Genomic DNA, 25,381 nt, shown 5'->3' with positions numbered 1-25,381 from the left:
TAAGATGCCCTCCCCTAGTTATGCTTAACGCAGAAAATCAGGAATATCCAGCTCGTCTGGTTCGTCTTGAGGCTTCACTTGAGTAGCCTGTGTTTGATATTGCTTAACTGGATCAACAGAATCAAACATAGAAGAAACAGGTTCCGCGGTTTCAACAGTGTCCACAGGCTTAGAAGGAGCAGTAGTAGTGGAATGAGCTGGAGCCACAGAATCGACTCCTGCCTGCATATCTACGAAAGCACCTGCTTTGCTGTCTTCAGACTTAGGATGAGAATCGAAACCAGCTGCAATAACAGTAACACGAACCTCGTCTCCATAAGAATCGTCCAAAGAAAGACCCCAAATAATCTGCGCTTCTGGATGTATTGCCTTACGAACAAGCTCTGTTGCAGCACTTGCTTCTTGAAGCTTCAAATCACTTGGACCAGCAATATTAATCAAAGCACCATGAGCACCTTCAATGCTTTCTTCAAGCAATGGAGAGCTAATAGCAATTTCTGCAGCTTGCGTAGCTCTGTCTTCACCCTTCGCTGCACCAATACCAAATAGCGCAGTTCCTGCACCGCGAAGAACAGCGGTAACATCAGAGAAATCAACATGAATATAAGAATTCATGGTAATCAAATCTGTAATACCCTGAACGCCTGCAAGCAATGCGGTATCTGCAGTCTTAAAAGCTTCAATAATTCCGATGGTTCGATCTGAAATTTCCAACAAACGATCGTTTGGAATCACAATCAAAGCGTCTACTTCTTTACGAAGATTCTCAATACCAAGTTTTGCTGATGCAGCACGCTGAGGTCCTTCAAAACCGAATGGACGCGTAACTACTGCGATTGTCAAAGCACCTTGCTGGTGTGCAGCGCGGGCAACAATAGGGCTTGCACCCGTACCAGTTCCACCGCCTTCTCCGCAGGTTACGAACACCATATCGGCGCCCTTTAATGCTTCTTCAATGTCAGATTGATGATCTTGAGCAGCTTTAGCGCCTTTTTCTGGGTCAGCACCTGCTCCTAATCCTCGACTCGAAGCGTCAGATAATGAAATCTTCACGTCAGCATCAGAACGCAACAAATCCTTGGCATCAGTGTTAATAGCCACAAATTCTACGTTCTGCAAACCCTCGGTGATCATTCGGTTGACGGCGTTACCACCGGCTCCACCGACGCCGACTACCTTGATTATGGTTTTGTCGTTGAAATTGTCAGTCTGGGCAATCTCGCTCACCGTTGTCTCCTGTCACTCACACGCACGTTTACGCATTACTTTAGCGCAAAACGCTCGATAATGGCGGCGTTTTATGAATAAAAACTGAAAAAATGTCACCGATTCGATAATACACCGTGCTATACGCAAATCATTAATGCGTTTTATTAACAAAAGTTTAAAATATTAAGCAGTAGTTTATATTATGTTTTATATACTCAAAAACCCTAGAAAACACTAGTAAAACCTAGTAACTTGCATCCATTGGATCATCGCCAAACAACTCCTCACGCTCACTGTGAGATGTTATTCGAGAATCCAACCACCCATATGGCAAATGAACTTTTTTTGCAAAACGAACTCGCCCACGCGGCGTGTCTAAAACTTGCTCAGGAAGCTTTAGCGAAGAATCTAACGCATCAATATTACGCTGGACATCCTCAATAGACTCACATTCCATAAAATTCTTACGAGTTCCACCTCCAACAGGGAACCCCTTTAAATACCAAGCAATATGCTTGCGCAAGTCATGAACAGCCATTCGCTCGTCGCCATCATAAAACTCGACTAAAAGCTCAAGATGTCTTAAAATCACCTTGCAAACTTGCCCAAGACTTGGATTAACGCGATCGTCGCTTCCATTGCAAGCAGAACGAATATCAGCAAAAATCCAAGGACGCCCCTGGCATCCGCGGCCAATAGCAACGCCTGCGCATCCTGTTTCTTTAAACATTGCAAGAGCGTCATCCGCACCCCAAATATCGCCATTACCAAAAACAGGAATATCCAAAGCATTTACAAGCTCAGCAATACGACTCCAATCAGAATGGCCACCATAATATTCTGCAGTGGTACGCGCGTGCAAAGTTACAGCAGCACATCCCTCTTCTTGAGCAATACGACCAGCTTGCATAAAAGTCTCGTGGTTTTCGTCAATTCCAACGCGGAATTTAGCCGTAACTGGGATTCCCGCTGGATCACACACGCTTACAACACGATGCAAAATCTCTTGAAGCAAATCCGTTTTCCAAGGAAGAGCAGATCCACCACCGCGTCTTGTAACTTTAGGCACTGGGCAGCCAAAGTTTAAATCAACGTGATCCGCCATGTTCTCATCAACAACAATTCTAGCAGCAAGCTCTACAATAGAAGGATCTACTCCGTAAAGTTGCAAAGAACGCACTTTTTCGTTAGGCGCAAAACGGCATAAACGCAAGGCTTTAGGATTCCTTGCAACTAATGCGCGAGCTGTAATCATTTCTGCTACGTAAAGCCCGTCCGGACCATATTCGCGGCAAATCACTCGAAAAGGCCAGTTAGTAATACCAGCCATTGGAGATAAAACAACAGGAGTTGCAATATGAATTTTCCCTAAATCTACTGGTTTAATAGAAAAATCCATATTGCTTTAACTCCATTCACTTTAATATATTTTGTTTTTGTTTATTAGCGATTTTTCACTATACGAGTATTAATACAAGCCGCCAGCCTGAGCAATCTTTACAGGCTGCGATTCATCAACACCGTTTTCTTTAGAAACATCCACACCACCATCTGCAGCGCGAGTACCAACAATCTCTACAGGACCTTGCGGATACTTAACGCGCTTTTCGTTAATGCGGCTTGCTACGTAATCTGCAACCTTGTCTAAGGAAACGCGCTCTTGTTGCATAGTGTCGCGCTCGCGGATCGTTACAGCATGATCTTCCAAAGTATCAAAATCAACTGTTACACACAAAGGAGTACCAATTTCATCCTCACGACGATAGCGGCGACCAATAGCACCAGACTCATCGTAATCAATAACCCAATCGTGCTGGCGCAAATCCGCAGCCAAATCTTGAGCAACAGCCTGCAATTCTGGCTTCTTGCTCAAAGGCAAAACTGCAGCTTTAACAGGAGCCAAGCGAGGGTCAAGTCTAAGAACAGTACGCTTGTCAACTCCGCCCTTAGTGTTTGGAGCTTCGTCAACGTCGTAAGCATCAACCAAGAATGCCATAAGCGAACGCGTAAGGCCAGCAGCAGGCTCAATAACGTAAGGCACATACTTTTCGCCAGTAGCCTGATTGAAGTAGCTCAAATCCTCGCCAGAATGCTTAGCGTGAGCAGACAAATCGTAGTCGGTACGGTTTGCAATACCTTCAAGCTCTCCCCAGTCAGATCCTTGGAAGCCGAATTTGTATTCAATATCTACAGTGCGCTTGGAATAATGGCTTAACTTCTCTTTAGGATGCTCATACATACGCAAATTTTCAGGCTTTACGCCCAAATCAACATACCAATTTACGCGTGTATCAATCCAATATTGATGCCAAGCTTCGTCTGTTCCAGGCTCTACGAAGAACTCCATTTCCATTTGCTCAAACTCGCGAGTGCGGAAGATGAAGTTTCCAGGAGTGATTTCATTACGGAAAGACTTACCAATATTCGCAATGCCAAATGGTGGCTTTTGGCGTGTAGCAGTCATAACGTTCTTAAAGTCAACAAAAATGCCTTGAGCTGTTTCTGGGCGCAAGTAGTGCAAGCTGTTTTCGTCTTCAACTGGTCCTAAATGCGTGCGAAGCATCATGTTGAAATCGCGAGGCTCCGTCCAGTTTCCGCGAGTGCCGCAATCTGGGCAAGCAATGTCTTTCAAGCCATTTTCTGGCATTTTGTCGCCGTGCTTTTCGGCATAGGATTCTTCGAGCTTATCTGCACGATGACGCTTATGGCAATTCAAGCACTCAATCAAAGGATCATTGAACACAGAAACGTGACCAGACGCAACCCAAACTTGGGAAGGCAAAATAACAGAAGTATCCACTCCAACAACATCGCCACGCGTAGTGACCATATAACGCCACCATTCGCGCTTAATATTGTCTTTTAACGCAACGCCCAAAGGACCATAATCCCAAGCAGAACGCGTACCACCATAAATCTCGCCAGCTGGGAACACAAATCCTCGACGCTTAGCCAAGGATACGACTTCATCAAGCTTTGAAACAGCCACAATACACCTTTTTCGTAAATCTAGAAAATTTGGGTGAAAACGGTGTTTATTATAGAAAAACCCTGTGACGCTAAAGCAACATATATAAGCATCATATATAAGCTAAACGAATACAATAAAGTGTAAGCATAATTTTGCAACACATATTTTTCACTTTGAGAGGATTTAAAATGAGCGAAAACACTGATAACAATACTTGCGATACTTGCAATAACAAGAATTGCCACAAAACTAATACAGTTGCAGCATTGTGCATTGCTCCTAGCGGAGTTGGGGAAGAACTTAGCGAATATGTAGCAGATTGCGTTAAAGTGATTCGTGATTCTGGATTAAAAAACGAAACGAACGCAATGTTTACAAATATCGAAGGCGAATTCGACGATGTTATGCGCGTTGTAAAAGACGCAACTATGGTTCTTGTTGAAAAAGGCTATCGCACAGGCGTTATTTTAAAGTTAGACATTCGTCCTGGTTTTAGCGATCAAATCGACGCAAAAGCTGCTCTTGTAGACAAGATTCTCGAAGAACGAAATAAAGAAAAATAAAACTAAAATCAAATAATCTCAAAACTCAACAAAGTTATAATAAAACAAAAGAAAGCAGGAATTTATGCTGCAACTTACGGCAGTTCAGAAGATATTATCCGATTTAGATGAAACCCAATCAGAACGAGAAAGACAATACAAATACTTTCATCAACATCCTGAACTGTCAATGAAAGAAGATCATACAGCTCAAACAATTATTGATATTCTTAGCAAGGCTGGGATTGAAACAAAGCAAGTTGGCAAGACAGGCGTTGTGGCAGAGATTAAAAACGGCGAAGGTCCTGTTGTTGCTATGAGAGCGGATATTGATGCGCTTCCAATTAAAGAAAATTCAGGGAAAGATTATACTTCAACAGTTAGCACGCAAGACGAAAATGGCAAAACGGTTGGAGTTTCACACGCTTGCGGTCACGATTTTCATATTTCCAGCCTACTTGGCGCCTTGAAGGCTTTTAACAAGCATAAAGATGCTTGGAGAGGAACGTACATTGGCGTTTTTCAGCCTGGAGAAGAAACAGCTCAAGGCGCAAAATACTTGGTGGAAAATGGCATTACGAGCATGATTGCAAAGCCTGACGTTTACCTTGGTCAGCATGTGTTGGGCGCTATTCCTGCAGGAACAGTTGGTATTCGATCGGGCGCGTTCTTAACTACTGCAGCTTCGATTCGTGTGCACATTTTTGGTAAAGGTTCACATGGTTCTATGCCTGAGTTGAGTGTTGACCCAGTGATTGTTGCTTCGTCAATTGTGCTTAAATTGCAAACGATTGTGTCTCGCGAACTTGCAGCTAAAGATTACGCAATTGTTACAGTTGGTGCGCTTAATGCAGGAAGTAAGTCGAATATTATTCCTGATGATGCCGAGCTTTTAATTAACACAAGAACTTATAGCGAAGATACTCAAAAATTTGTACACAATGCTATTGAACGAATTGTGCGTGGAGAGTGCGAGCTTGCAAGATGTCCTAAGAAACCAGAATTTACATACTATGACCGCTATCCGCTTACGAATAATGATAAGAATGCGTCTTTGCGCGTGCGTAAAGCTTTTGATGAATACTTTGGAGAAGACTCTGTAAATATTTCGCGCGCTTCTGCTTCGGAAGATTTTTCTATAGTCGCGAACGCTTTCAATACACCTTACGCATACTGGGGATTAGGTGGATTTGAAGACATGAAAAATGCTCCTGGAAATCACAATCCAGCTTTTGCTCCAGATTTGCAACCAACTCTAAATCGTGGACTTGAATCAGCTGTTGTAGCAGCTTGCGCTTGGCTAGCTTGCGACTAATAAATTAATTCTACTAACAGATAAGTTTAAGCGTTTTTTACGCCACCAAATCTGCGGTCGCGATGCGCATAACGGTCAATTGACCTCCACAGCGCTTCGCGACCATAATCTGGGAAAAGTTCTGGCACAAAATCAAGCTCAGCATAAGACGCTTGCCAAGGCAAAAAGTTGCTAGTGCGCTGCTCTCCCGAAGTGCGAATCACAAGATCGCAATCTGGAATATCTGGGTTATACAAGTGTTCCGCAATCATCTTCTCACTAATGCGATCACCCTTAATTTTGCCGCTTTTAACTTCCCTAGCAATTGCCGCGCAAGCGTCTGCGATTTCCGCGCGACCACCATAGTTTAAGCAAAAAACAACGTCAATCGTAGTGTTATTTTTCGTTATCTCTTGAGCTTTTTCCAACTCGTCAATGACAGACTTCCACAATTTTGGCCGTCTTCCGGCCCAGCGCACGCGCACTCCCCACTCATTCATTTGCGCAACCCTGCGGTGAATAATGTCTCTAGAAAATCCCATCAAAAAATGCACTTCTTGAGGAGATCTCTTCCAATTTTCCGTAGAAAACGTGTACAAGCTCAAGTAGCGAACACCTGCTTCTATGGCTCCTGCAATAGTGTCAAAAACCACTGGCTCCGCCGCTTTATGCCCTTCGGTGCGAATCATTCCGCGCTCTTTAGCCCAACGCCCATTGCCGTCCATAATCACGCCTACATGGCGAGGAACTTTACCTTTAGGAAAATCTGGCACGCGGCTAGGATCACTAAATGGAGCTGCTGGAATATTTAACGAAGTGTAGTCAACGTTTTCAAAACTCATAGTTAAAATCTAACAACCCCATTGAACGAATACTTAAACCCGTTTTGCAAAGCTTAATAAAAGCCAGCTAAATCAGATAAAAAATCCGCCAAAATCCTCTATATTTATATTTCTCGCAAAATCTCTATTAAAGCGTTTAAATATTGCTCTCCGTAACTAGATTTATACCATCTAGCGTGCTCTAAGAACCCAGTATCGTAACCCCAAATTTTAAAGTCGTAAGATCCATTTGACTTTAAATAATAGTCTACAAATTCTACGCATTGCTCAATTTGACTTACGCTAAGAACAAACGGAAGCAACTCTTTTTCAACATCTGTTAATGGCCGAACGCTAGCATATCCTTGCAAAATTGACTTAACTAAATCCGTTCTAAATGAATCTTTTTTGCCATTCGCAATATCTACCCATTGAATTGTGTTGCGTTCCAAAGTCATTGCTAAATCGTAGATTGCTGTGTTTCTATACGCCATTCCAAAGTCAAATACTGCGCTTGGAGCACTACCTTCCCACATAAAATTAGATATATGCGGATCTCCATGAGCCCACTGCTTTCTTAGATTCGCGTACCCCAAATCGTAAATTTTTTTGCATGTTGGAGCAAATTCGCTTAAATCTTTTACAAAATCACGATTCTGTTCTTTTAAGAATTTCGCTAAATCGGGCCTATTTTTTAACCAAACTTCGGCATCACTTTGCACGTCTTCGCTTGCACAAAGACTAAATCTTGATTGAAAAGCGTTGATTTCCTTAGGATTTGGCTCGTCAAAACTTTGTGAAGCTAAGGCGATTTTTGCCATCATCGCTCCAAGATTTTTGGCTTCTTCGCACGTTTTAGGCGGATCCCAAGTGTACGCGTCTTTGTATCGGTCTTCTCCGCTAGCTTTTAAAGTAACTTCGTAAGCGCAATCGCCTATTACAAGAAGAGTTCCGTCTACGCAAATATCGCCAGAAGTATTCTTTTCTAAACCTAAATACTCGCTATTTTTATTAAAATACAAGTACTTTGGTGTGCTTATTTTGTTTTGTAAAAGATGCTCCGCAAAACGATGATACGGTCTAATTGTGCTAGCTTGCCTCACTTTTGTGCTGCATCTTTTAATATAAACGTCCAAACTTTTAGATTGCTTTGATGCATTATCTTTGTAATGCGCGCGAAGCAATGAACCTGCAGCCATCGGGCGCAAACTATGGCTTAAAACGCAATCTACTTCTAGCGACTCCTCTAAAAGCGAGCACACAGTATTTGCCTCATCTAAATCAACATTTGCCCATCTTTGAGCAACAATATCTAGTTGAGGGTCGTTGCTTTCGTTTTCCATATTCGCTCCATATTTATACAAATATTTAACTACAGGTTCATTGTTTTTCGAGCATTTTTTGCGGGATTATTTAACGCTAAACCAGCTCATGTGCGGCTGCTGGCGACTTTGCTTATGCAAAACTAACTATTGCAAAACTAATGACTATTCTGGCAAATACTCGTTTGTTACGCACCCGTTTTCTAAACTTTTTAGCGCGCAATCAAGAGGCACGCTTAAGTGGCCATTTTCACCCATCCAACGAGTGTAGTTTTCCACCAAAGCCATGTCTGCCGTGCCCCAACGACCATTCTTGTCGTACCAAGACGGAATCACTTCGTCTAGCGAGGCACGCAAAGCCTCTGGGCTAATATGGCAAAGCGCATTCTGCAAAGCATCAACACCAGCCTGAGGGTCTTTTCCTGCCATCTCATAGCCCTTAACTGTTGCGCTTGCAAAGTTGCGTATTAATTGCGGATTTCGCTCAATCATCTCTTGGCGAGCGCAAACATAGTAAGAATGATGCGGCGCTACGCCAATAGAATCGAATGGAAGAACAACAACTTGATCAAACGGAAGCGAACCCTGGTATGGCTCCCACCATGCTACGTTAATAAAAGCATCGCACATTCCGCGTTCTACTGCTCTAATGTCTGGCTCCCATGGGCCTGGGTCAATTGTAATCAGCTTGCTAAAATCGCCGCCGTCGGCAGCAACCGCCTGCTGAAGCTCCGTGTATAGGCGCTTAACGCCCATAGGAATTACTACGCGCTTTCCTTCTAGATCTTTAAATCGCGTAATGCCCGTGTTTTTATTTGTTATGATTCCACCAATTTGCGATTGATTCATTACAGCAAACGACGTTAGCCTGTTTGCACCATTTTGATGAGCCAAAAGTTGATTTAAACGAACAAGAGCTATATCTACTTCTCCACGCTCCAAACATGCTGGAACATCGCCGCGCTCTGTATCTGTGCTTGTAAACTCTACATCTAATCCGTATTGTGCATACAATCCGCGCTTTCTTGCAAGATACATACCTGCGTGATTCGTCCATGGATGCACATATTCAAGACGTACTCTTAGCATATTAACTCCTTTGTTTTATAGTGATTTATGATTTTATTATTTGTGATTTTATTTTGACTTTTATTTGCAACTTAACTTGCGATTTAACTTGCGACTTTACAAAAATGGGCGAGGTAATTAATCCCCGCCCACAAATCAAATTTATAAGTTGATTTTACTTGTAATCTTACCCGTAAAATCAGGCGCGCACTTCTTTGCCAGAAGCAAAGCGGCTCAATGCGCCAGTGGCAGCAATACCCTTATACAAGTACCACATCAAAACGCCACCGATTACAGCACCAGAAATCATGCTGCAAATAGTGTGAATCACCATGAATGAACCAAAGATTGGAACACCTGCATAGTAGAACGGGTAGGTTGAAACGATTCCACCCAAACCAGCTAATGCGCCAGAAAGTGCGCTTAAGCCAACATTCCACTTGCGATACATGAAGAACAAGAATGCAAATTCAGCGAACAAGCCCTGAACAAATCCAGGAAGAACGGTACCGATACCACCCCAGTGGCTTCCAACAGTCAACTCAACCATTGCAGCAATAAACTCACCGAACAATGCTGCACCTGGCTTGCGAACCATAATAGCAGCCAAAGGACCAGCAAAATAGAACAAACCGTAGTACAATGCGCTGACTCCTGGAACTGGAATAAGCTTAAGAGCAGCAGAAATAGGCTCGCTAATCAAACCGATACCCCAGAAGATAATACCAGAAGCTACAGCTACAACAACCGTGAGCGTAATATCAGCTACATTCCATCGCAAAGATGGACGCACGGTTTCTTCTTCAACAGATGCACCCATTAGGGTCTCCTTTCATTATCAGTTATCAAACAAAGGCGACCCTGCAGAAAACTCCGTACGTCGGCATTAACCGAATCACGTTAAACGGTTAGACAGTAATCTTCTCAGCTCTTTGAAAGAGCACCCGTGTCTGATATCAATCATTATTGCATCAGACAGCGAGGACAATTATTATAAAATTCAAACAAAAAATTAACAAAAACGCTCACTAAAACGTTCACAAAAACGTTAAATAAGACGCTAAAAAAGCTATATTAAATCACATATTATTTTCTAATAAATGCATTGATTTAATTGGACGCTCAAGATAATATTCACACCACTGCTCAACGCATCTATACGTTAAATAATCAATATCTGTTCCGTCTATATTCTTCCAATCGCCATTAATCAAAGAAATCATTTGAAAACGTGCTAAACCATTACACTTAATTGACTGCAAATCATGATCTTTAGAACACATAACTCCTCCAGAACAAGAGGAAAAATATGATAAATCATCTTTAGTTGCACAAACTACGCATTCATTAAGCATAGGAGACCAGCCGGCTAGTTTTAACGCTCTTAAAACATATGAGAATCCAATTGAATCAGCACTATGCAATCCCCTAGAAAGAGCAGATAAGGCTGCAACTAGCAGATTGTATTGCATACAAGAATCCTGATACTGTGCAGAAGACGAAACCAAATCATCTGCGATTTCAGCAATCATGCTAGCACGACTATACAAATCATAATCAGCACAAATGCTCTCAGCATAAGCAGAAACTAAAACTGCTTGAGAAACAACATCAAAAGTTCTTCCAGTAGCAAAAAGTGCATTCACACGCATAAAAGGTTCTAAACGCGCCCCAAAACGAGATTTTATTTTCCTAACACCTTTTGCAACAGCACGAATCTTACCATGCTTTTTAGTAAGCATAACTACAATTCTATCCGCTTCTCCTAAAGGAAAAGTCTTAAGAACTACAGCCTCATCGTTATACAACGGCATGAAAATCAAAAACTCTTAATCTGCTAATCCAAAGTATTTTTATAGATCAGTTGTGGCTTGGATTCACAAAACCACCGAAATTAGATTCGCCAGTATCATCCAAATCATCTGAATCATTATTGCCAGCATTGTTAGCATTAAAATCTTCAGAAGAAGCATTAAAATGATTCATAACTGGGAATGAAAGATCTGGAATATCTAGATTGAGACTTTGCGACGGCTCAAATTTAGGAGATGCAAGAAGAGACAAATTCAAATCACCAACAGGGTTTGAAGCACTATTCTTTGAATCATTCTTATCATCATCTTTAGTATTAACAGCATTAGCATTAGCAGCATTAACATGATTCTGACTATAAGAATCTTGGCTAGGTGCAGCTGGAATAGCACTGTCTCTTGTATAAGTCTGCGAATAGGAATCTTTCGGAGCATACGATGGTGGGAACGTAGGAGGCATAACAGTAGAAGCCTGAGACATCTCGTCATCAGTATCATCATTAGGCTCTACATTAGCAGAATGAGGCGTAAAAATAGCCCTATCCCCATGGTGCAAATCGTTAAGAGAAGCACCACTATTGTTATCAACACTGTTGTCTACAGGTGCGAAAATGCTTTGCCTATCTTGAGGCATATCTTCAATATGCTGTGCAGAACTATTATCACTATCTGCCACATGCTCAACGACTGGCACACTATCTGCACTAATATGATGCGAATCTACTTCATCAACTGTAGTTCTAGAAAAAATATCATTTGCAACAGGATTATCTGCTTCAACAGTATTTTGAACAGGATTTACTACAAACGAATCCGCATTATGCTCAACGGGAACAGATGGAGGCATAGGATTTGCAGATTGCACAGGCTGTGGCGTCGTCTGACTATATGCTGCGTTAACAGAAGATGCGGCAGCACCATTAGAATCAAAATCTAGGTACTTAGAAACACGATCGTAAGATTCAAGCCTACTAAGCAATCGTATGCAAGCGTTCAAATAATAATCCACTTGACGCTCATCGTATCCATGTTTACCAGAACGCTGTGTAAACAACACGTTAGAAACAAACATTGCGTCAATGCCATCAAGATCGCTTGAACTATTACCCCACGTTGGCTTATATCCAAGAAGAATAGAAATCTTATCTAAGGTCTTATTAACAACATTATCGACCTGTTTTTTATCATACGAAGGCTTGCGAGATTGACCAGAATCAAAACGCATCTTGTAATCACGCTGAGAATGATTAAGCAAAACACGGTATTCACTATCGGCTTGTGCTTTCCAAACGATTCTACCGCGATGAGAAATTTCGTATTCGGTTGTTTTATCTACAACAGCACGTTCCAACCTAGAAAGAGCCGCATCAACTTGAGGAATAGCGTATCCTTCATCTTCTAAATCGAAGGACACGTCTTGAATATCTTTTTGTGTAAGACGAATGTCGTCGGACTCATACAAAGAATGGGCACGCTCAAGAAAATCATTAACTTGCTCTACGCTGTAACCCTTCTTGCGCTTACCTACGCGCTCAATACCAGAAGAATTACGCGCAGTATCGGGTTTACTTGCCATAAACAATAGACCTCCTGAACATATCATTATTGAATATACTCTACGCGATTGTTAAGACGCTTCAAAACGCAAAACACAAACTCTGAAAGACACACGCAAATCGCGAATCACGCATCTAGTACACACCATACTGTATCTTGTTTCAAGCGGGCGATTAGCTCAGCTGGCTAGAGCGCCACCTTTACACGGTGGATGTCGGGGGTTCGAGTCCCTCATCGCCCACTTTCCGCTTTTCTTGGTTAGCGTACTTCTCCCATGTTTGTTTATTTTTTCCCCGCGTTTGTTCCCAAAACCACCAAATACGTAAACAATCTCGGGAAAATCGTTCGCGCGTTACGCTTTAATCGCGAAGGCAGGTCTCGCGCAGTATGTGTTTGCCGCGCAAATCTGATTTATTCTTACGCTTTTGCAAATACCCAGTTACCATGATTGAAATTATCAACAGCGAAAGAATCATAGCAGCTACAAACAGCGTCATCCAAAGCGGCCACTGAAGATGATCTTCTGGAGCGTGCGCTGGGTCCGGCAGCACGCGATACCCCGTAACCAGTAGCCTATGCGAGTTCACACCATACGGCGTGCATGTAAGCAAAGTCGCCAAATCGCGCCCAGGCTCACGCTGCAGCAAACTGATATCCTGCGGGTCTACAACACTAATGCGAAACACCCTGTAGCGCATCGTGTCGCCCTGTACATCAATGTAGAAGTAGTCTCCACGCTTCATGTCGATTAAACCGTCAAACATAGTTGCCGTAGGCAAACCAGTATGCGCTGTGATAACAGTATGCCTGTTTTTGCCGCCCACAGGTAAATCTGTACCATACAAATGCCCTGCTCCGCGAGCTAGAACATCGCGCGAAGTGCCATGATAAATCGGTAGTTTTACGCCAATTTTCGGGATTTTTATGATTCCCATAATTCCCATTGGTTCGTCTAGTTGTTTGATATATGACTTATAGTCTGCTGTTTTTTTGTAATTATCACTTCCGTCATACGGGTCGGCTGTAAAGAATTTTTTTCTGCGCGCATTGTATTTTCGCGCACTTCTTAGAATAGATTCTCGCACGCCAGCGGCCTGATTGTAACTTACTTTGTCGTAATCTATAGAAATTTGTTTAGACACGTGGTTGTTCCACAGTGTTGACGCCACTGGGTAGCTGAAGAACAATACGCCTGCTAGCACTAACGCAATCGGCTCTATAATGCGATGTATAAAGGTTTTTTGTGTTTTTAAGTTTTTCTGTGTTTTTTGGTTTATTTTTTTGCTTGAGTTGGATCGTGGAGTTTGCTCTTCGGTTGCTGACGACTTTTCCGCTAGCAAATCACTCGCACCAGCCACATTGCTCGTGCTAGCCACACTGGAGGTACGCCTCGCCTTATTCTTAAACAACTTAGCAACCGCGCGCTCGCTCAACGAGTGGCACCAATTGCTAATATCGGCTAGCTTCATAACTCCTCCAAGCTCAAGCTATTGAATTAAAGATAATATTTGGTTTGATTTTGCTACAAACGCAGTGGGATTTTGCGCTTTTTGTTGCTCAAAACGGCAAAATTAACAACAAAATCGGGAAAAACTTACCGAAAATGTTGCTTAAAACCACAAAATCAACAACAAAAAGCGGAAAAACGACGGGTTTTGTTGCTTTAACAGTCCACATAGGATTGAGTCTAGGATTTTGCTCCTAGACTCAATTTATGCAGACTCAATCGTTTATAGACTCAATCGTTTATGATTTTCTAATCAAACTGAGCAAATCATGCAGCCTGCTCTTCTTCCTTCTTGCGATTATTGCGCATGTACATGAATGTACCAGCACCAACTAAGCCCAAACCGATGATGGCGAATATAATCACGCCATAAGCACCAGTCTTAGGAAGCTTGAACCAGTGGTCAATGCCATTGTCGCTCGTTGGAACATCCTTGAACGAGTAAACAAATGTTTGCGTACTACTATCATACTTAGCATCTTTTGTGTATTCCGTAGGAATAGTAACTTCTTCAACTTTTGGAGCCAAGACATATTTGTCTGGAGCCTTAGTTTCCACAACGTAGAACTTTTGTCCAACTTTTGCTTTAAATCCAGCTGCTGTCAAACCAGTATTATCAGCCGTCTCAGTATCAGTAGCAAATCCCTTAGAAGACTTGTTTTTGCATTTAGCTTCAGAACGAGAAGCATCAGCAGCACATGCACTTGCCTCATCTTCCTTTGCAAACACAGCAAACTTAGCACCCTTAATAGGTGTTCCGTTAGTACTGCTTATCTTCTTAATCTGGAATTTGACAAGAGTTACCTTAGATTCGTTGCCTGGGTTTGGGTTAACAGGCTTTGGCTTTTCATTTTCAGGAGTACCTTTCTTATATCCTGGCTGATAACCATACTTGTTAACGAGTTCGCCAGAATCAACTCCTTCTTTAAGAGTGAATTTAAGATCAACAGTTAACTTTGCATTTGGCGAAGTCTTAAGAGCCGTAGCAATTTCACCAAGACCTGTATCTGTAAACGATACGGTAATACGCTTACGATTATTATCATCAGGCGTATTACTAACTGCTACTATATACTTATCCTCTTTGCCTTTAGTATTCGTAATTTCAGAATTACCGATCTTAACTTTCTGCACAACGTTCGCATTGGCATCATATGCTTTAGTCAACGCGTCATCCCACACAGCAAAGCCTTGATAATCATCAGCCGTACGATCTTTAACAGGCGTACCACTATTTGTGACTACAGAAGTTGAAATGGTATATGGCAAATCATCCTTTGTGCCAACCATTCCCGTAGTATCAACAGTCTTCTTAATAGCATCTTTAGTATATGCATTCTTAGGATCGACAGTTGGATTGTAATTATATTCTGTGCCTTTTTTACCACTGGTAATCTCTGGAATAGTCATGAAGAATGGTTCTGGAAGCTTTTCGTATCCATCTGGAACACTTGTTTCTTCAACTTTGTATAAGCCGATACCCAACTGATCAAACTTTGCAACACCATCTTTTGTAGCCTGTTCAGTTCCGTTATCAAAGTTTAAACCAGCAGAAGAATCGTTTGGATTAGTGTTAAGAGATGTGACTTTAGCAGCAACTTCAAGCCACTTATCATAACTGGTTAAATCAAAGTTGGTTACTTTGTAAACCTTAAACTTTGCACCAGTAACCTTGGTTTTCTTTGTCTGCACACCTTGAGCATTGGTTTCATCCTTATACTTGGTGATTGTGATAGAACCTTTTTTATTCTTGCATGCATCAGACCAAGGCGCGCCAGCATTGCAAGATGCATCCACAGCCCAAGCGGAGCTGCCAGCCACCACGGCGCCAGCGACGCACAGCGTGCCAGCCATTGCGAGCGAGGCGATTGCCGCCACGCATTGCTTAGTTATCTTGTTCATAATTTCTCCTTTTTTATTGCTCTTTCGAGCAGGTTTAAGAGATAAGTTTTCTGTTTTGTGTTGCGCACGGTCGGCGGAGCCATTGCAAGCTGCATGAACTCTGCTGTCGGCGTATAAGATTTGCGCCGCGCGCAGCAAGATTAAATCCGAACCATATTTCGGCATAATTGTCGTTACTATGTAACGTCGCTATGTAACTCAACTACGTAACGCCATTGCCGACACATGGAACGTTGACACTGCAGTTTTTGCGCTGCAGACTTTCTTTCATCAGCATCGCCACCTTTCAATGCGCCATTTTCTAGCGGTTTTGCGGATAAAAACTTTAATAATATTGATAATCTCAGCGATGAGTGCACGCCCCCACTTGCTTTGATCAAGCAGCAACGCAATAAACATCAGAGAAGTGCCAACAAACACAACACCACCAAGAAGCATGTTCCAGTTCATGCCGCCCGTCTTTGGCAACGCGAATTTAGGCGGATCGATCACGTTCACATCAACAGCAATTCTGTTCCAGTCTTTTCCAATGGCTACGCCTTCAAACCAAGTATTTTTCATATCCGTAGACGAATACTTTTTATCATCACTAAGCCCAGCATTAACCGTGTTATTAAACACCGTCAGTGCATTCGGCTTCAACGCAAACACAGCGCACGTGTAATTTCCAGCCTTTTTAGGTACGCCAACAATATCGTCTTCACTGCGAGACACAGCGCTTTCTATGCTGTCCTGCTTACCATTCTTCGTGAAGCCATACAGCAAGTTAGCCACACAAGTCTTACCGTCTTGACTGCAAGACTTTCGCTGCTCAGCACTTGCAAAAGCCCACGGCTGCACCTTTTCGCCGTAATTCTGGTTCAGGTGCATATTGAGCGTATTGTCAAGCCCGCGACTCCACTTTTTCTCGCCTTGCTTAGTGCACATCATACGCAATGAAATATTGCTACGATCTTTCAAGCTCCACGCGCGCACATACGGGTTCTTAGTAAGACTCGTGCCGCTCATAACAGTAAGAGAATTACCGCCACCAAGCGTGTCAACAGGATCAGCGTCTTGGGATCTTAGCAATATCATCTTAAGATCCTTGTCAGCTCCACTGAGACTTCCAACCGTAACTTTCGCATACACAGGCTTGCCGTTGTTTCCAGAATCCGGGTCGTCCGAAGTGGAGCCATCCGGGTAATGGATGACAATCTCTTTCAAGTACGCTTTAGGCGCAACAGATTGATCCGGGTGGAATGTCACTTTGCCGTAACGAGTGCCGTCACCCTTTGCATTGTGCTTGCCATTCTTTTGTTTGGTATCATCAGGCTTATTGCTCTGATCACCTGAATTATCTGCGGCGTTACCAGCCCAATACGACCAGTCTAAAGACACCTTGTTCCCAACAGTGCTGTCAGCCTTTACCTCAAAGCCGTGAGTAGCATCCTTAAACTCAAACCAAGTTCCGTCCGGAAGCGCGCCATCCTTCACAGCATCCTGGTATTTATCCGCACCGTTAGCGCTCTTAACGCTTTTCGGCACAACATTCTCAACCTTTTGACCAGCCTTAACGCTCACAGCAGCGTACTCCGGGTTGTAGAAGTGGTTATCTCTATGAATATGCACAGAGAATGCGCCAATTTTGTAGTCTTCGCCTTCTTTGCCATATGGATTACCTCTAGCGTTAAGAACGCTTGTAACTGGGTCTTCGTTCTTCTTAGATTTGATATTAGCCTCAACAGCATTCTTAAACGCATCCGACTTCTTCTGATCACCCTTTATAACGTAGACTTTGCACACATAGTCGCCAGTCTTTTGCGCCACGCCACCAAAAGATCCGTGCGTGCGCTCAAAAGTGTTATAGCTTTTATCGCTATCAACCCAATCATCGTATAAGTAAGTATCAGACTTGCACTTTTTGCCATTAGTATTGCACTCAAACTGATCCTTAAGTGATGAATGCTTCCAAATCGTCTGCGGTTCCAAAAGTCGCAATCCGTCTTTTTCGCTATCTTTCTGCGACTTCTCATTATTAACATGACCAGGAAGAATGCCATACGTGTAATCGGTTTGCTTACCATTCTTGTCTTGCTTTGAGCAAATCATATGCTGATGAAGATTGCCAATCGCGTTTGTTAAGTAAGAATCAAACATAGGGCGATCGTTACCAGCGAGTAAATCTCCTGGATGAAGGTTTATGCCATTTTCAACGCTGATAGTTCTGTATTGAGAATCCGTTGTATACCTAAACAAATTAAGACCAAATGTATTATTGCCAGGCTTAGCAGTAACATTCACCTTCGCATACACAGGATGCTTCTCGTTCACAGAGCCTTCGCCGTCAGAAACCGAGCCGTCTGGGTAGTGAACTCTAACTTCCGCCCAATATTCGCCAGCAGACTGCCACTTATCTGGACGGAAGGTGACGGCACCGTATTCGCGACTAGACTGATCTAAAGTAACTACTTTGCCGTTTTTATCTTTAACAGGCTTGTTGTCAGCGCCGCGCTTAACGTTGTCTTCAAAATCTTCAAACCTAGACCACTGCACACTTTCCTTAGGGCAGTCTTTAGGATCTTTCTTATCAACCTTCTTGATCAGATTCTTAATCTCAAACCACGTGCCATCAGGAAGGTCACCAACAAGAATGCTAGCTCGATCATCCTCCGAAACATCATTTCCATCTTTAGTGCTCTTTGGCTGATCAGTGCTGATATTGTCTTTTGTTGGACTGCTATACCTACCATCCTTAATTGACTTACCAGCTTGAATAGTTGGCATCTTTACATAAGTCGGGTTGTACTTTTGGTTGTCTTTGAGCTTGATTTTAAAGTAGAAACTGTCAGTAATCCACTCTGAGCCTTTTGTTGCCGCTTTAATACTTTCATAGTTATCAAAAAGTATTGAATACTCAGTAGAACCACCATTTTTTGCCGCTTTATCAAATGTGTCCAACGAACCACTATAGTCCTTAAGCTTGTTATCATCAGGCTTGTCGTGGAAAGCAAACACTTTACACTCGTACGAGCCGCCTTCCTTAGGCGTGCCACCAATCATCGCGCGCGAACGCTCCATAGTGTCATTTTCGTATTCTCTAGAGTGAAGGTAGAGATTATCGTTACTGCAATCCTTGCCCTTGCAACGCTTGTCGTTATCTCGAATCCACTGTCGGAAATCCTCAAAATGCAAGCCGTTAATCTCTCCGCTAGCTTCTTTGTTTCCTTCTTTAGGCTTAAGCAACGCGAACGGAGAATTAGGTACATCCGTCCTATGGCATATCACGCGGAAAGTAATAGGACCTTTACCATTCTTTGCCCAAGAATCAAACACAATACCCTTATTAGGGTTCTTGTGATCCTTATCTGACAGACCTATTTTCTTACCCTTATCGATCTCGTGAGGATTCGTTTTATCTCTAAAGGAAAAGCCCCAGAAACCATTATTATTTATGCTATTCCCGTCATATAAACCAAGATTCAAGTCACCGCCTGAAATTGGCAAATCACCAACTTTAACAGTAGCATACACGACCTTGTCATAATTACCTGCATCACTATCTTTAGACGTAGAACCATCTGGGTACGTAACAAGCACAGGCGTCTTTTCACTTTTACCAGCTTGTGTTTTAGACGGGCTAAACGTCACTTTGCCGTTTCCTGTATTTTTCGAATCAATCTTAGACCAATCAAGCACAGGAGAACCGTATTTACCATACTTCTCTAACTTAAAGGTAGAACCTTTAGGAAGATTACCTACTCTAACCCACGGCTTTTTGTTAGCTCGTACACTCTTAGGCTCTTCGCTATCAGTAGGGTTAAACTTCTTCTGATTCGGATCGTATGCAACAGTAGTTTCCTTGTACTGCGGGTTGTACAACATGGCATTAGAAACAACCTTGATTTTTATAGGTACATTTTCCTGAACCATCGGTGTCGTATACTTACAGTTGTATTGGTAGGCACTAGGAGTTGGGTGCGTAATCTTCACCTTAAAAGTAATACCTTCGGTTTTACGATCCAACCTTCCTGGATTATAAGTAATATAACCAGTTTTACTATCTATACTCACACAGCCTTTGTCAGAATTATTCTTACCAGTACTACAACTACTTGATTGCGTAATACCTTGTGGAATAGAAGTAAGCTCGTACTTCATGCTAGAGCCGTTAGGAAAATCTGATGGAATATTAGTAGTAGTATCCGTATCTTTTCCTGCAACATAGTGACCGCCATAATGGTTTTGTAGAGAATATTGACCGTCCCAGTCGCCTAAATCCCACCCCTGCCAAGAACCAGTATTAACGTACGGCTTAATTGTTACAGGCGTACCATACGTAGTAACAGGCACATTCTCTACGCCACCATAAGTAGTGTCCGAGCTTAAATTCTGATTATTTAATTTCTTTACATAATCATTCATCATGCTAGACGAATATTGAGGATACTTGATTTCAGTCTTACCATTTGGATCAGTAATATTATTCAAAACAGTATGCGGCTGATCACTATTACTAAAATCAGGCAAAGCATCAGGATTCTTATGGTCATAACCTTCCATAGAATCTGGAATACCATCGCCATCACTATCGAAAGGTCCAATAAAAGTCCACTTACTTCTAACTTCTACAGCACCATTTTTCTTCGTTTCTAAATCTCCAAAATCGCTTTCGGAATATGTACCTTTGCCAGAGTTCCATCCAGCTGAGAACGGAAGATTCTTCAATACTAAATCTGAGCGATTTTCCATACTACTATCAACAAACGCAGTGATATTCCACTGAAAAGCCGTATTACCTGAAACTTCCCAGTCAGCAAGAACAGTAGAGAAATCATTCTTCCAGTTTCTAATTTCGCACATGTCATGCTTATCGTTCGAATCGCAATACGATGTAAGTCTGGAAGTACCTAAAGCATTATCCCAATAAGAGTTAAATAGCTGTTGATCTTTACCAGCACCCTCTTTACCAGCTTTACCTTCATACAAATTACCATCGAACGAATGAGCCCATCTAGAACTACTGTTAACAAACTCATCTAATGTTTTATTAATTGTAACAATAGGCTCTTGATACTGGATTGCTCTACATCCACGACCGTTATCAGTTTTATCAAACTGTTTATCTTTTGGAAACGCGCTATACCACTTGTCTGTTTCAGGCCAGCAGCCATAGTTACGGTAACCAGCTCTATTACCAGACTTCCTTCTACTAATTCTTATACTCTTTCTATCAATACCTTTTGGAAGCCAAGCCATAAGAAGAGGTCTTTTACCACCAAACGCTTTATCTTCTTGCTTACCGCTATAAGGTTCACCTGTTACAATACTCTCGTACATTTGAGAGTAAGTATTGAAGAACACTTCCCATTTAATCTGAGTTCTATTTCTACCAGTAGAAGAGTCATAAACATTGCGACCAACTTCAACGTTAGAAGCAATCTGACTAGGAGCATCCCCTATTCCAAAGCCAGAACCAGACACAAAGCCTGTACCAAAACTATTCCACCAAGCATGAATAGGTGCTTTACCATCTGCATAACCCTTAGCTTCTTCTACTGGCGGCACTATGAGCATTGTCACTATGGTGGCGGCGGCAACGAGCATTGCTAAAAACGCACGGAAAACGTAACGCTTCGAAAGAATACGTCTGCAACTATCTGAAGAAGCAGAAGCGTTAAGCATTCTAAACTGCTTACGCAAGTTCAATAAGCCATGAAGCCGTGACATTCTAACGCCTCGATTTCTTAAAATCTAAAAGCTGCTCGAATACTCATGCTTGTTGGTTTTATAAGCCAACAAGCATTGCCCGGGGTGCAGAACACTGCATTGCAAGCAAAAAGCGCGCAATCAAGTTACGTAAATAAACGTAAGCCGACTCGAAACTATCGATGAAAACTAGCGTGCAAGCGTTAAATAAACGTAAGCATACCTAGCTTCCCCAAAACCAGTAGTTAAATTCGCGCCAAACGCTCAAATGCAAAATAATACAGTGCACTACTGCAAAGCACGTATACAGTTGTACCCCCCCCCCCATAGGAAAATTCAAGGAAAATCTACACATTTTTTAACATTCGTAAAAATTCCTAGATTCTATAAAGATCACCATAAAATACGTTAAAAATATATTGGAAACTTTATATTTTTCGCTTTTAGCATCGAAATTATCACACTCGGCGTGTCTTAAAACACAATATGCAGCACTTTGCATAATAAAACATACTAAATATAGGATTTTCGATAATAGAAATAAAGAGTTAAAGAGATAAAGAGTTAAAAATGAAGCAACACCTTCTACACCTTCTACATCTTCGCATTACACGTTTTAAAAGACTTTATACTTTTACCAGCTTTAATTTTCTCCAACGCTTTATATGCATCATCTAAAGTCTTAACGCTTACTACGTTTAAACCTTGCGGAATATTGCCAACCACCTCATCGCAATTGCTATTTGGCGCTAGAAACCATCTTGCACCATCTCTTTTAGCAGATATCATCTTTAAACGAATTCCGCCGATTGCCCCAACTTTCCCATTATTATCAATGGTTCCCGTGCCTGCTATTGTTTTGCCGCCAGCCAAATCTACGCCAGTTAGCTTGTTTAAAATACCCAAAGCATACATCATTCCTGCAGAAGGACCGCCAATATCGTCTATATGCATCTTAACTTTTACGTTTTTTACATTCACATTAAGATGTTTCTTCGCATAATCCAAAGCCGCCACTTGCGCAGAAGATTGCGAGGAAGTCATCTGCTTATTTGTTTCTTTTTTATAATCACTTGCATTTTGATTTACAGGTACTAACACCTCACGCGGCAAAATCTGCTTTTTTGAATCAAACCAAGATAAAACAGCGTAAATATTTGGAATCTCATACCCTGGCACTCCAGATGTATTTACTGTGACTAAAAGCAATTTGCCACTTTTTGAATGCGATTTTAAACCCGAAGCAGCTGAAGCAGCTTTTTTATTAGGATTATTAGGATTATCTACGTTTATCACATATTTTCCAGAAGATTTTCCTAAAACGTCTTGAGTTGGCCCTGGCTCTTCAACAACATATGCGCTAGGAAGAAAAAGCACAATAATCGCAAGAACACCAATGATCAGTCCAATAAAATACTGCACGGATTTTGAAGAAAAATATTTAACAAAATAATTAAAAACTCTACTCGTAAAACTTATAACAGTCATACATACATTATTAAAAACAGCAAATATCTTATTAGTCATAAGAAATAATTCTATACTCAAGCCATACGCATAACGGAATTAGGATTCATTTAAAATATTAAATTAAAAAAGTTACTTAAATTATTGATTTATTGAATGAAAATTGCCGTATATCAGGTAGAATCTGTAATAAGCTGCAAAAAGTCACACTAATAAATGAATGCGAAATAACGTAGAAAATATTAGATGACTTTTAACTAAGACTGTAAGGACTTAACTATGAGCGAAGAAGAAATTCACCAGTGGCTCGTCGACTGCTTTGGTTCTGAACAAGGCGAAAAAGCATGGCACAACTTTGAGAACCTCCCTTTTGACATACGCGAACACATCAAGGAAAGGTGTGGAATTGGAGGACTTCCGACACCAGGCGAAGTTCACGCCATGATGCAAGCTTTTTCTACAGGAGGATTAAACAATCCTCTTGAAATGAGAGTGACTCTCGAAGACGGTCCAATAAATAAAAAGCTTGCACAATCTATCGCTATTCAAAGATCAACAAGCGATGGAGGAACCGTAAACGCTGAAGTTGCGGACTGTGCTAGAAGAGCACTTAGCCAAGCAAACTTGTGGCTAGACACAAGTTGCAACTTAAATCCTGCGCCAGGAACACCTGATATTCTTTCTAGATCTGATTGGATTGAAGGAACAATAGATTCGTGGGTTAAATTCGCGAACCCTGTTGCAAAATCTGTGTGCGAGGCGTTTACAAGCGTAATATCCGCAAGATTCGGCGATTCACAAGATACAGAAGTGGATGGCATATACGATGGAATTATGCCAATCCCTATGCCAGATGAGGTAAAACAACCTGACCAGTTTATGAGATTGCTCGGAAATACATCTTTTGCTATGCAACTAGGATACGCTGCTGGAGCATTATCTCACGAGGTTCATGGAAGCTTCGATCAAGGTATAGCACTACTTAACAATCCAGCTGGAGGTCTTATTCCATACAATTGCATAGATTATGCAAAAACCTGGGGATTAGACGTAACAGAAGTTATGAATTATCTTGCCTTACGCGAACTTGCACACGCTCGCTTGTTTGCGTCTGTACCATGGCTTATGCCACGTTTTGAAGCTCTGATTATAAAGTATGCAGATGGTATTTCTATTGACTTAGATGCTGTAGAAGACCAGCTTAGAGATATTCAAGAAATGGATCCAGAAGCTGTTTCTGGAGCGGTGGATATTTCTAAAGTTGCAGATACAGAAACAGAGGGTCAAAAACAGGCTCTTAAAGGACTGGAAACACTTCTTGCTCTTACAGAAGGCTGGGTTGATTGCGTTATTTGGCGTGCTGGAATGGCACATATTCCACACATCGATCAACTTAGAGAGATGATGAGACGCGAGCGCGCTGCAGGTGGACCTTCGGAAATAACTTTTGAATCTCTTATCGGATTGAGATTAAGACCGCGCAGAATGCGAGAAGCTGCAGCATTATGGGATTCAATCACAAACGAAAAAGGCATTGAGGAGCGAGACTCTATGTGGAATCATCCTGATCTTTTGCCTGATTTACCAGAGTCTCAGGATGAGGCAAACGCAAGTGATAAAAAAACGAATACTACAGATGAAAATAGCACAGATAATAATAAGCAAATAGATTCTGCAGATTCTACAAACAAAGATGAGGCAAGCAAATCCTATGAGGCTGATTCTACAGATAATGAAGAGTCGTCAGCTTCTAAGATTGATAACGACGAGTCTGAACATGAAAATTCTTATGAAAATAAGAAAAATGATAATGTTGAGACTAATGCTGAAATTAATGCTGAGTCTAATTCTGAATCGGAAACTGAAACAAATAAAGAGTCAAAAGAATCAAGCATGAATATGCCTAATTTGGAAGACTTCAAGAATAGTGAAGATTTAGAAAAGAAACTCAAAGATGTGAATTGGGACGATGAATTAAGCAAACTGTTAGCATCTAATGACACGTCTGACGACGAATCTGATGACGCAAACAACAATGCTGACGAAGATTCAGATAACGGTGAAACTGATTCTGATTCAAATCCCGATTCAGATATAAATAAATAATAAGTGAATAATAAATAAATAAATAATAAATAACAATAAATAAATAACAAATGAATAATAAATGAATAGAAATAATAAAACAGAGCGGAAAAACTTGCGATTTTCTTAGAATTATT

The 25,381-nt window shown here is 41.6% G+C and carries 16 protein-coding genes, 1 tRNA gene and 1 riboswitch; of the genes, 4 read left to right on the top strand and 13 right to left on the bottom strand.

The window, feature by feature from the left end; translation table 11 throughout:
* Nucleotides 1-24 precede the first annotated feature (24 nt).
* The 3 genes from ftsZ to HXT25_RS04900 form a co-directional block, all read right to left on the bottom strand.
* Entirely contained in the window at nt 25-1,227 is a 1,203-nt protein-coding gene (gene ftsZ, locus HXT25_RS04910) for a cell division protein FtsZ (RefSeq protein WP_004574977.1), read from the bottom strand.
* A 226-nt stretch (nt 1,228-1,453) separates the two neighbouring features.
* Nucleotides 1,454-2,608, bottom strand: coding sequence for a tRNA dihydrouridine synthase DusB (gene dusB, locus HXT25_RS04905; protein ID WP_422118740.1), 1,155 nt, complete (start codon nt 2,606-2,608; stop codon nt 1,454-1,456).
* A gap of 69 nt (nt 2,609-2,677) precedes the next feature.
* A complete protein-coding gene (locus HXT25_RS04900) occupies nt 2,678-4,198 on the bottom strand; it encodes a glycine--tRNA ligase (RefSeq protein WP_009993551.1) in 1,521 nt (506 codons plus the stop codon).
* Between the two features lie 170 nt (nt 4,199-4,368).
* Here HXT25_RS04900 and HXT25_RS04895 point away from each other — a divergent pair, with 170 nt between their 5' ends.
* The gene (locus HXT25_RS04895) at nt 4,369-4,743 is read left to right on the top strand and encodes an MTH1187 family thiamine-binding protein (protein WP_004112383.1); all 375 of its coding nucleotides are present in this window, start codon (nt 4,369-4,371) and stop codon (nt 4,741-4,743) included.
* A 64-nt stretch (nt 4,744-4,807) separates the two neighbouring features.
* A complete protein-coding gene (locus HXT25_RS04890) occupies nt 4,808-6,037 on the top strand; it encodes a M20 family metallopeptidase (RefSeq protein WP_422118739.1) in 1,230 nt (409 codons plus the stop codon).
* A 26-nt stretch (nt 6,038-6,063) separates the two neighbouring features.
* Here HXT25_RS04890 and HXT25_RS04885 read toward each other — a convergent pair whose 3' ends face one another.
* The 6 genes from HXT25_RS04885 to HXT25_RS04860 form a co-directional block, all read right to left on the bottom strand.
* Complete coding sequence (locus tag HXT25_RS04885) at nt 6,064-6,858, bottom strand: isoprenyl transferase (RefSeq protein ID WP_004112377.1); 795 nt, start codon at nt 6,856-6,858, stop codon at nt 6,064-6,066.
* 104 nt (nt 6,859-6,962) lie between these two features.
* Complete coding sequence (locus tag HXT25_RS04880; protein WP_174191032.1) at nt 6,963-8,180, bottom strand: phosphotransferase enzyme family protein; 1,218 nt, start codon at nt 8,178-8,180, stop codon at nt 6,963-6,965.
* A gap of 144 nt (nt 8,181-8,324) precedes the next feature.
* Nucleotides 8,325-9,248, bottom strand: a complete 924-nt coding sequence (locus HXT25_RS04875) for an ABC transporter substrate-binding protein (protein WP_009993809.1) — start codon at nt 9,246-9,248, stop codon at nt 8,325-8,327.
* 178 nt (nt 9,249-9,426) lie between these two features.
* Nucleotides 9,427-10,047 (bottom strand): ECF transporter S component, encoded by a 621-nt coding sequence (locus HXT25_RS04870; protein WP_004112368.1) that lies wholly within the window; start codon nt 10,045-10,047, stop codon nt 9,427-9,429.
* A gap of 35 nt (nt 10,048-10,082) precedes the next feature.
* A riboswitch (TPP riboswitch) is annotated at nt 10,083-10,185 on the bottom strand.
* 121 nt (nt 10,186-10,306) lie between these two features.
* Complete coding sequence (gene recO, locus HXT25_RS04865) at nt 10,307-11,041, bottom strand: DNA repair protein RecO (protein ID WP_004112365.1); 735 nt, start codon at nt 11,039-11,041, stop codon at nt 10,307-10,309.
* A gap of 46 nt (nt 11,042-11,087) precedes the next feature.
* Entirely contained in the window at nt 11,088-12,614 is a 1,527-nt protein-coding gene (locus tag HXT25_RS04860) for a DivIVA domain-containing protein (RefSeq protein WP_004112362.1), read from the bottom strand.
* Between the two features lie 148 nt (nt 12,615-12,762).
* Here HXT25_RS04860 and HXT25_RS04855 point away from each other — a divergent pair.
* A tRNA-Val gene (locus HXT25_RS04855) sits at nt 12,763-12,836 on the top strand.
* Between the two features lie 118 nt (nt 12,837-12,954).
* Here HXT25_RS04855 and HXT25_RS04850 read toward each other — a convergent pair.
* From HXT25_RS04850 to HXT25_RS04835, 4 genes are all read right to left on the bottom strand, one after another.
* Complete coding sequence (locus HXT25_RS04850; protein WP_422118738.1) at nt 12,955-14,064, bottom strand: class C sortase; 1,110 nt, start codon at nt 14,062-14,064, stop codon at nt 12,955-12,957.
* A 305-nt stretch (nt 14,065-14,369) separates the two neighbouring features.
* Complete coding sequence (locus HXT25_RS04845; RefSeq protein WP_422118737.1) at nt 14,370-16,004, bottom strand: SpaH/EbpB family LPXTG-anchored major pilin; 1,635 nt, start codon at nt 16,002-16,004, stop codon at nt 14,370-14,372.
* A 270-nt stretch (nt 16,005-16,274) separates the two neighbouring features.
* Entirely contained in the window at nt 16,275-21,668 is a 5,394-nt protein-coding gene (locus tag HXT25_RS04840) for a Rib/alpha-like domain-containing protein (protein ID WP_422118840.1), read from the bottom strand.
* Nucleotides 21,669-22,286: 618 nt separating this feature from the next.
* Nucleotides 22,287-23,219, bottom strand: a complete 933-nt coding sequence (locus HXT25_RS04835) for a YlbL family protein (RefSeq protein ID WP_004112354.1) — start codon at nt 23,217-23,219, stop codon at nt 22,287-22,289.
* Nucleotides 23,220-23,438: 219 nt separating this feature from the next.
* Here HXT25_RS04835 and HXT25_RS04830 point away from each other — a divergent pair, with 219 nt between their 5' ends.
* The gene (locus HXT25_RS04830; protein ID WP_020760564.1) at nt 23,439-25,265 is read left to right on the top strand and encodes a zinc-dependent metalloprotease; all 1,827 of its coding nucleotides are present in this window, start codon (nt 23,439-23,441) and stop codon (nt 25,263-25,265) included.
* Nucleotides 25,266-25,381 lie beyond the last annotated feature (116 nt).

Origin of the sequence: Gardnerella sp. DNF00476 (assembly GCF_049262735.1) — a bacterium.
GTDB lineage: Bacteria > Actinomycetota > Actinomycetes > Actinomycetales > Bifidobacteriaceae > Bifidobacterium > Bifidobacterium vaginale.
The sequence above is the reverse complement of the archived record's forward strand: the minus strand, read 5'-3'. Positions and strand labels throughout refer to the sequence as shown.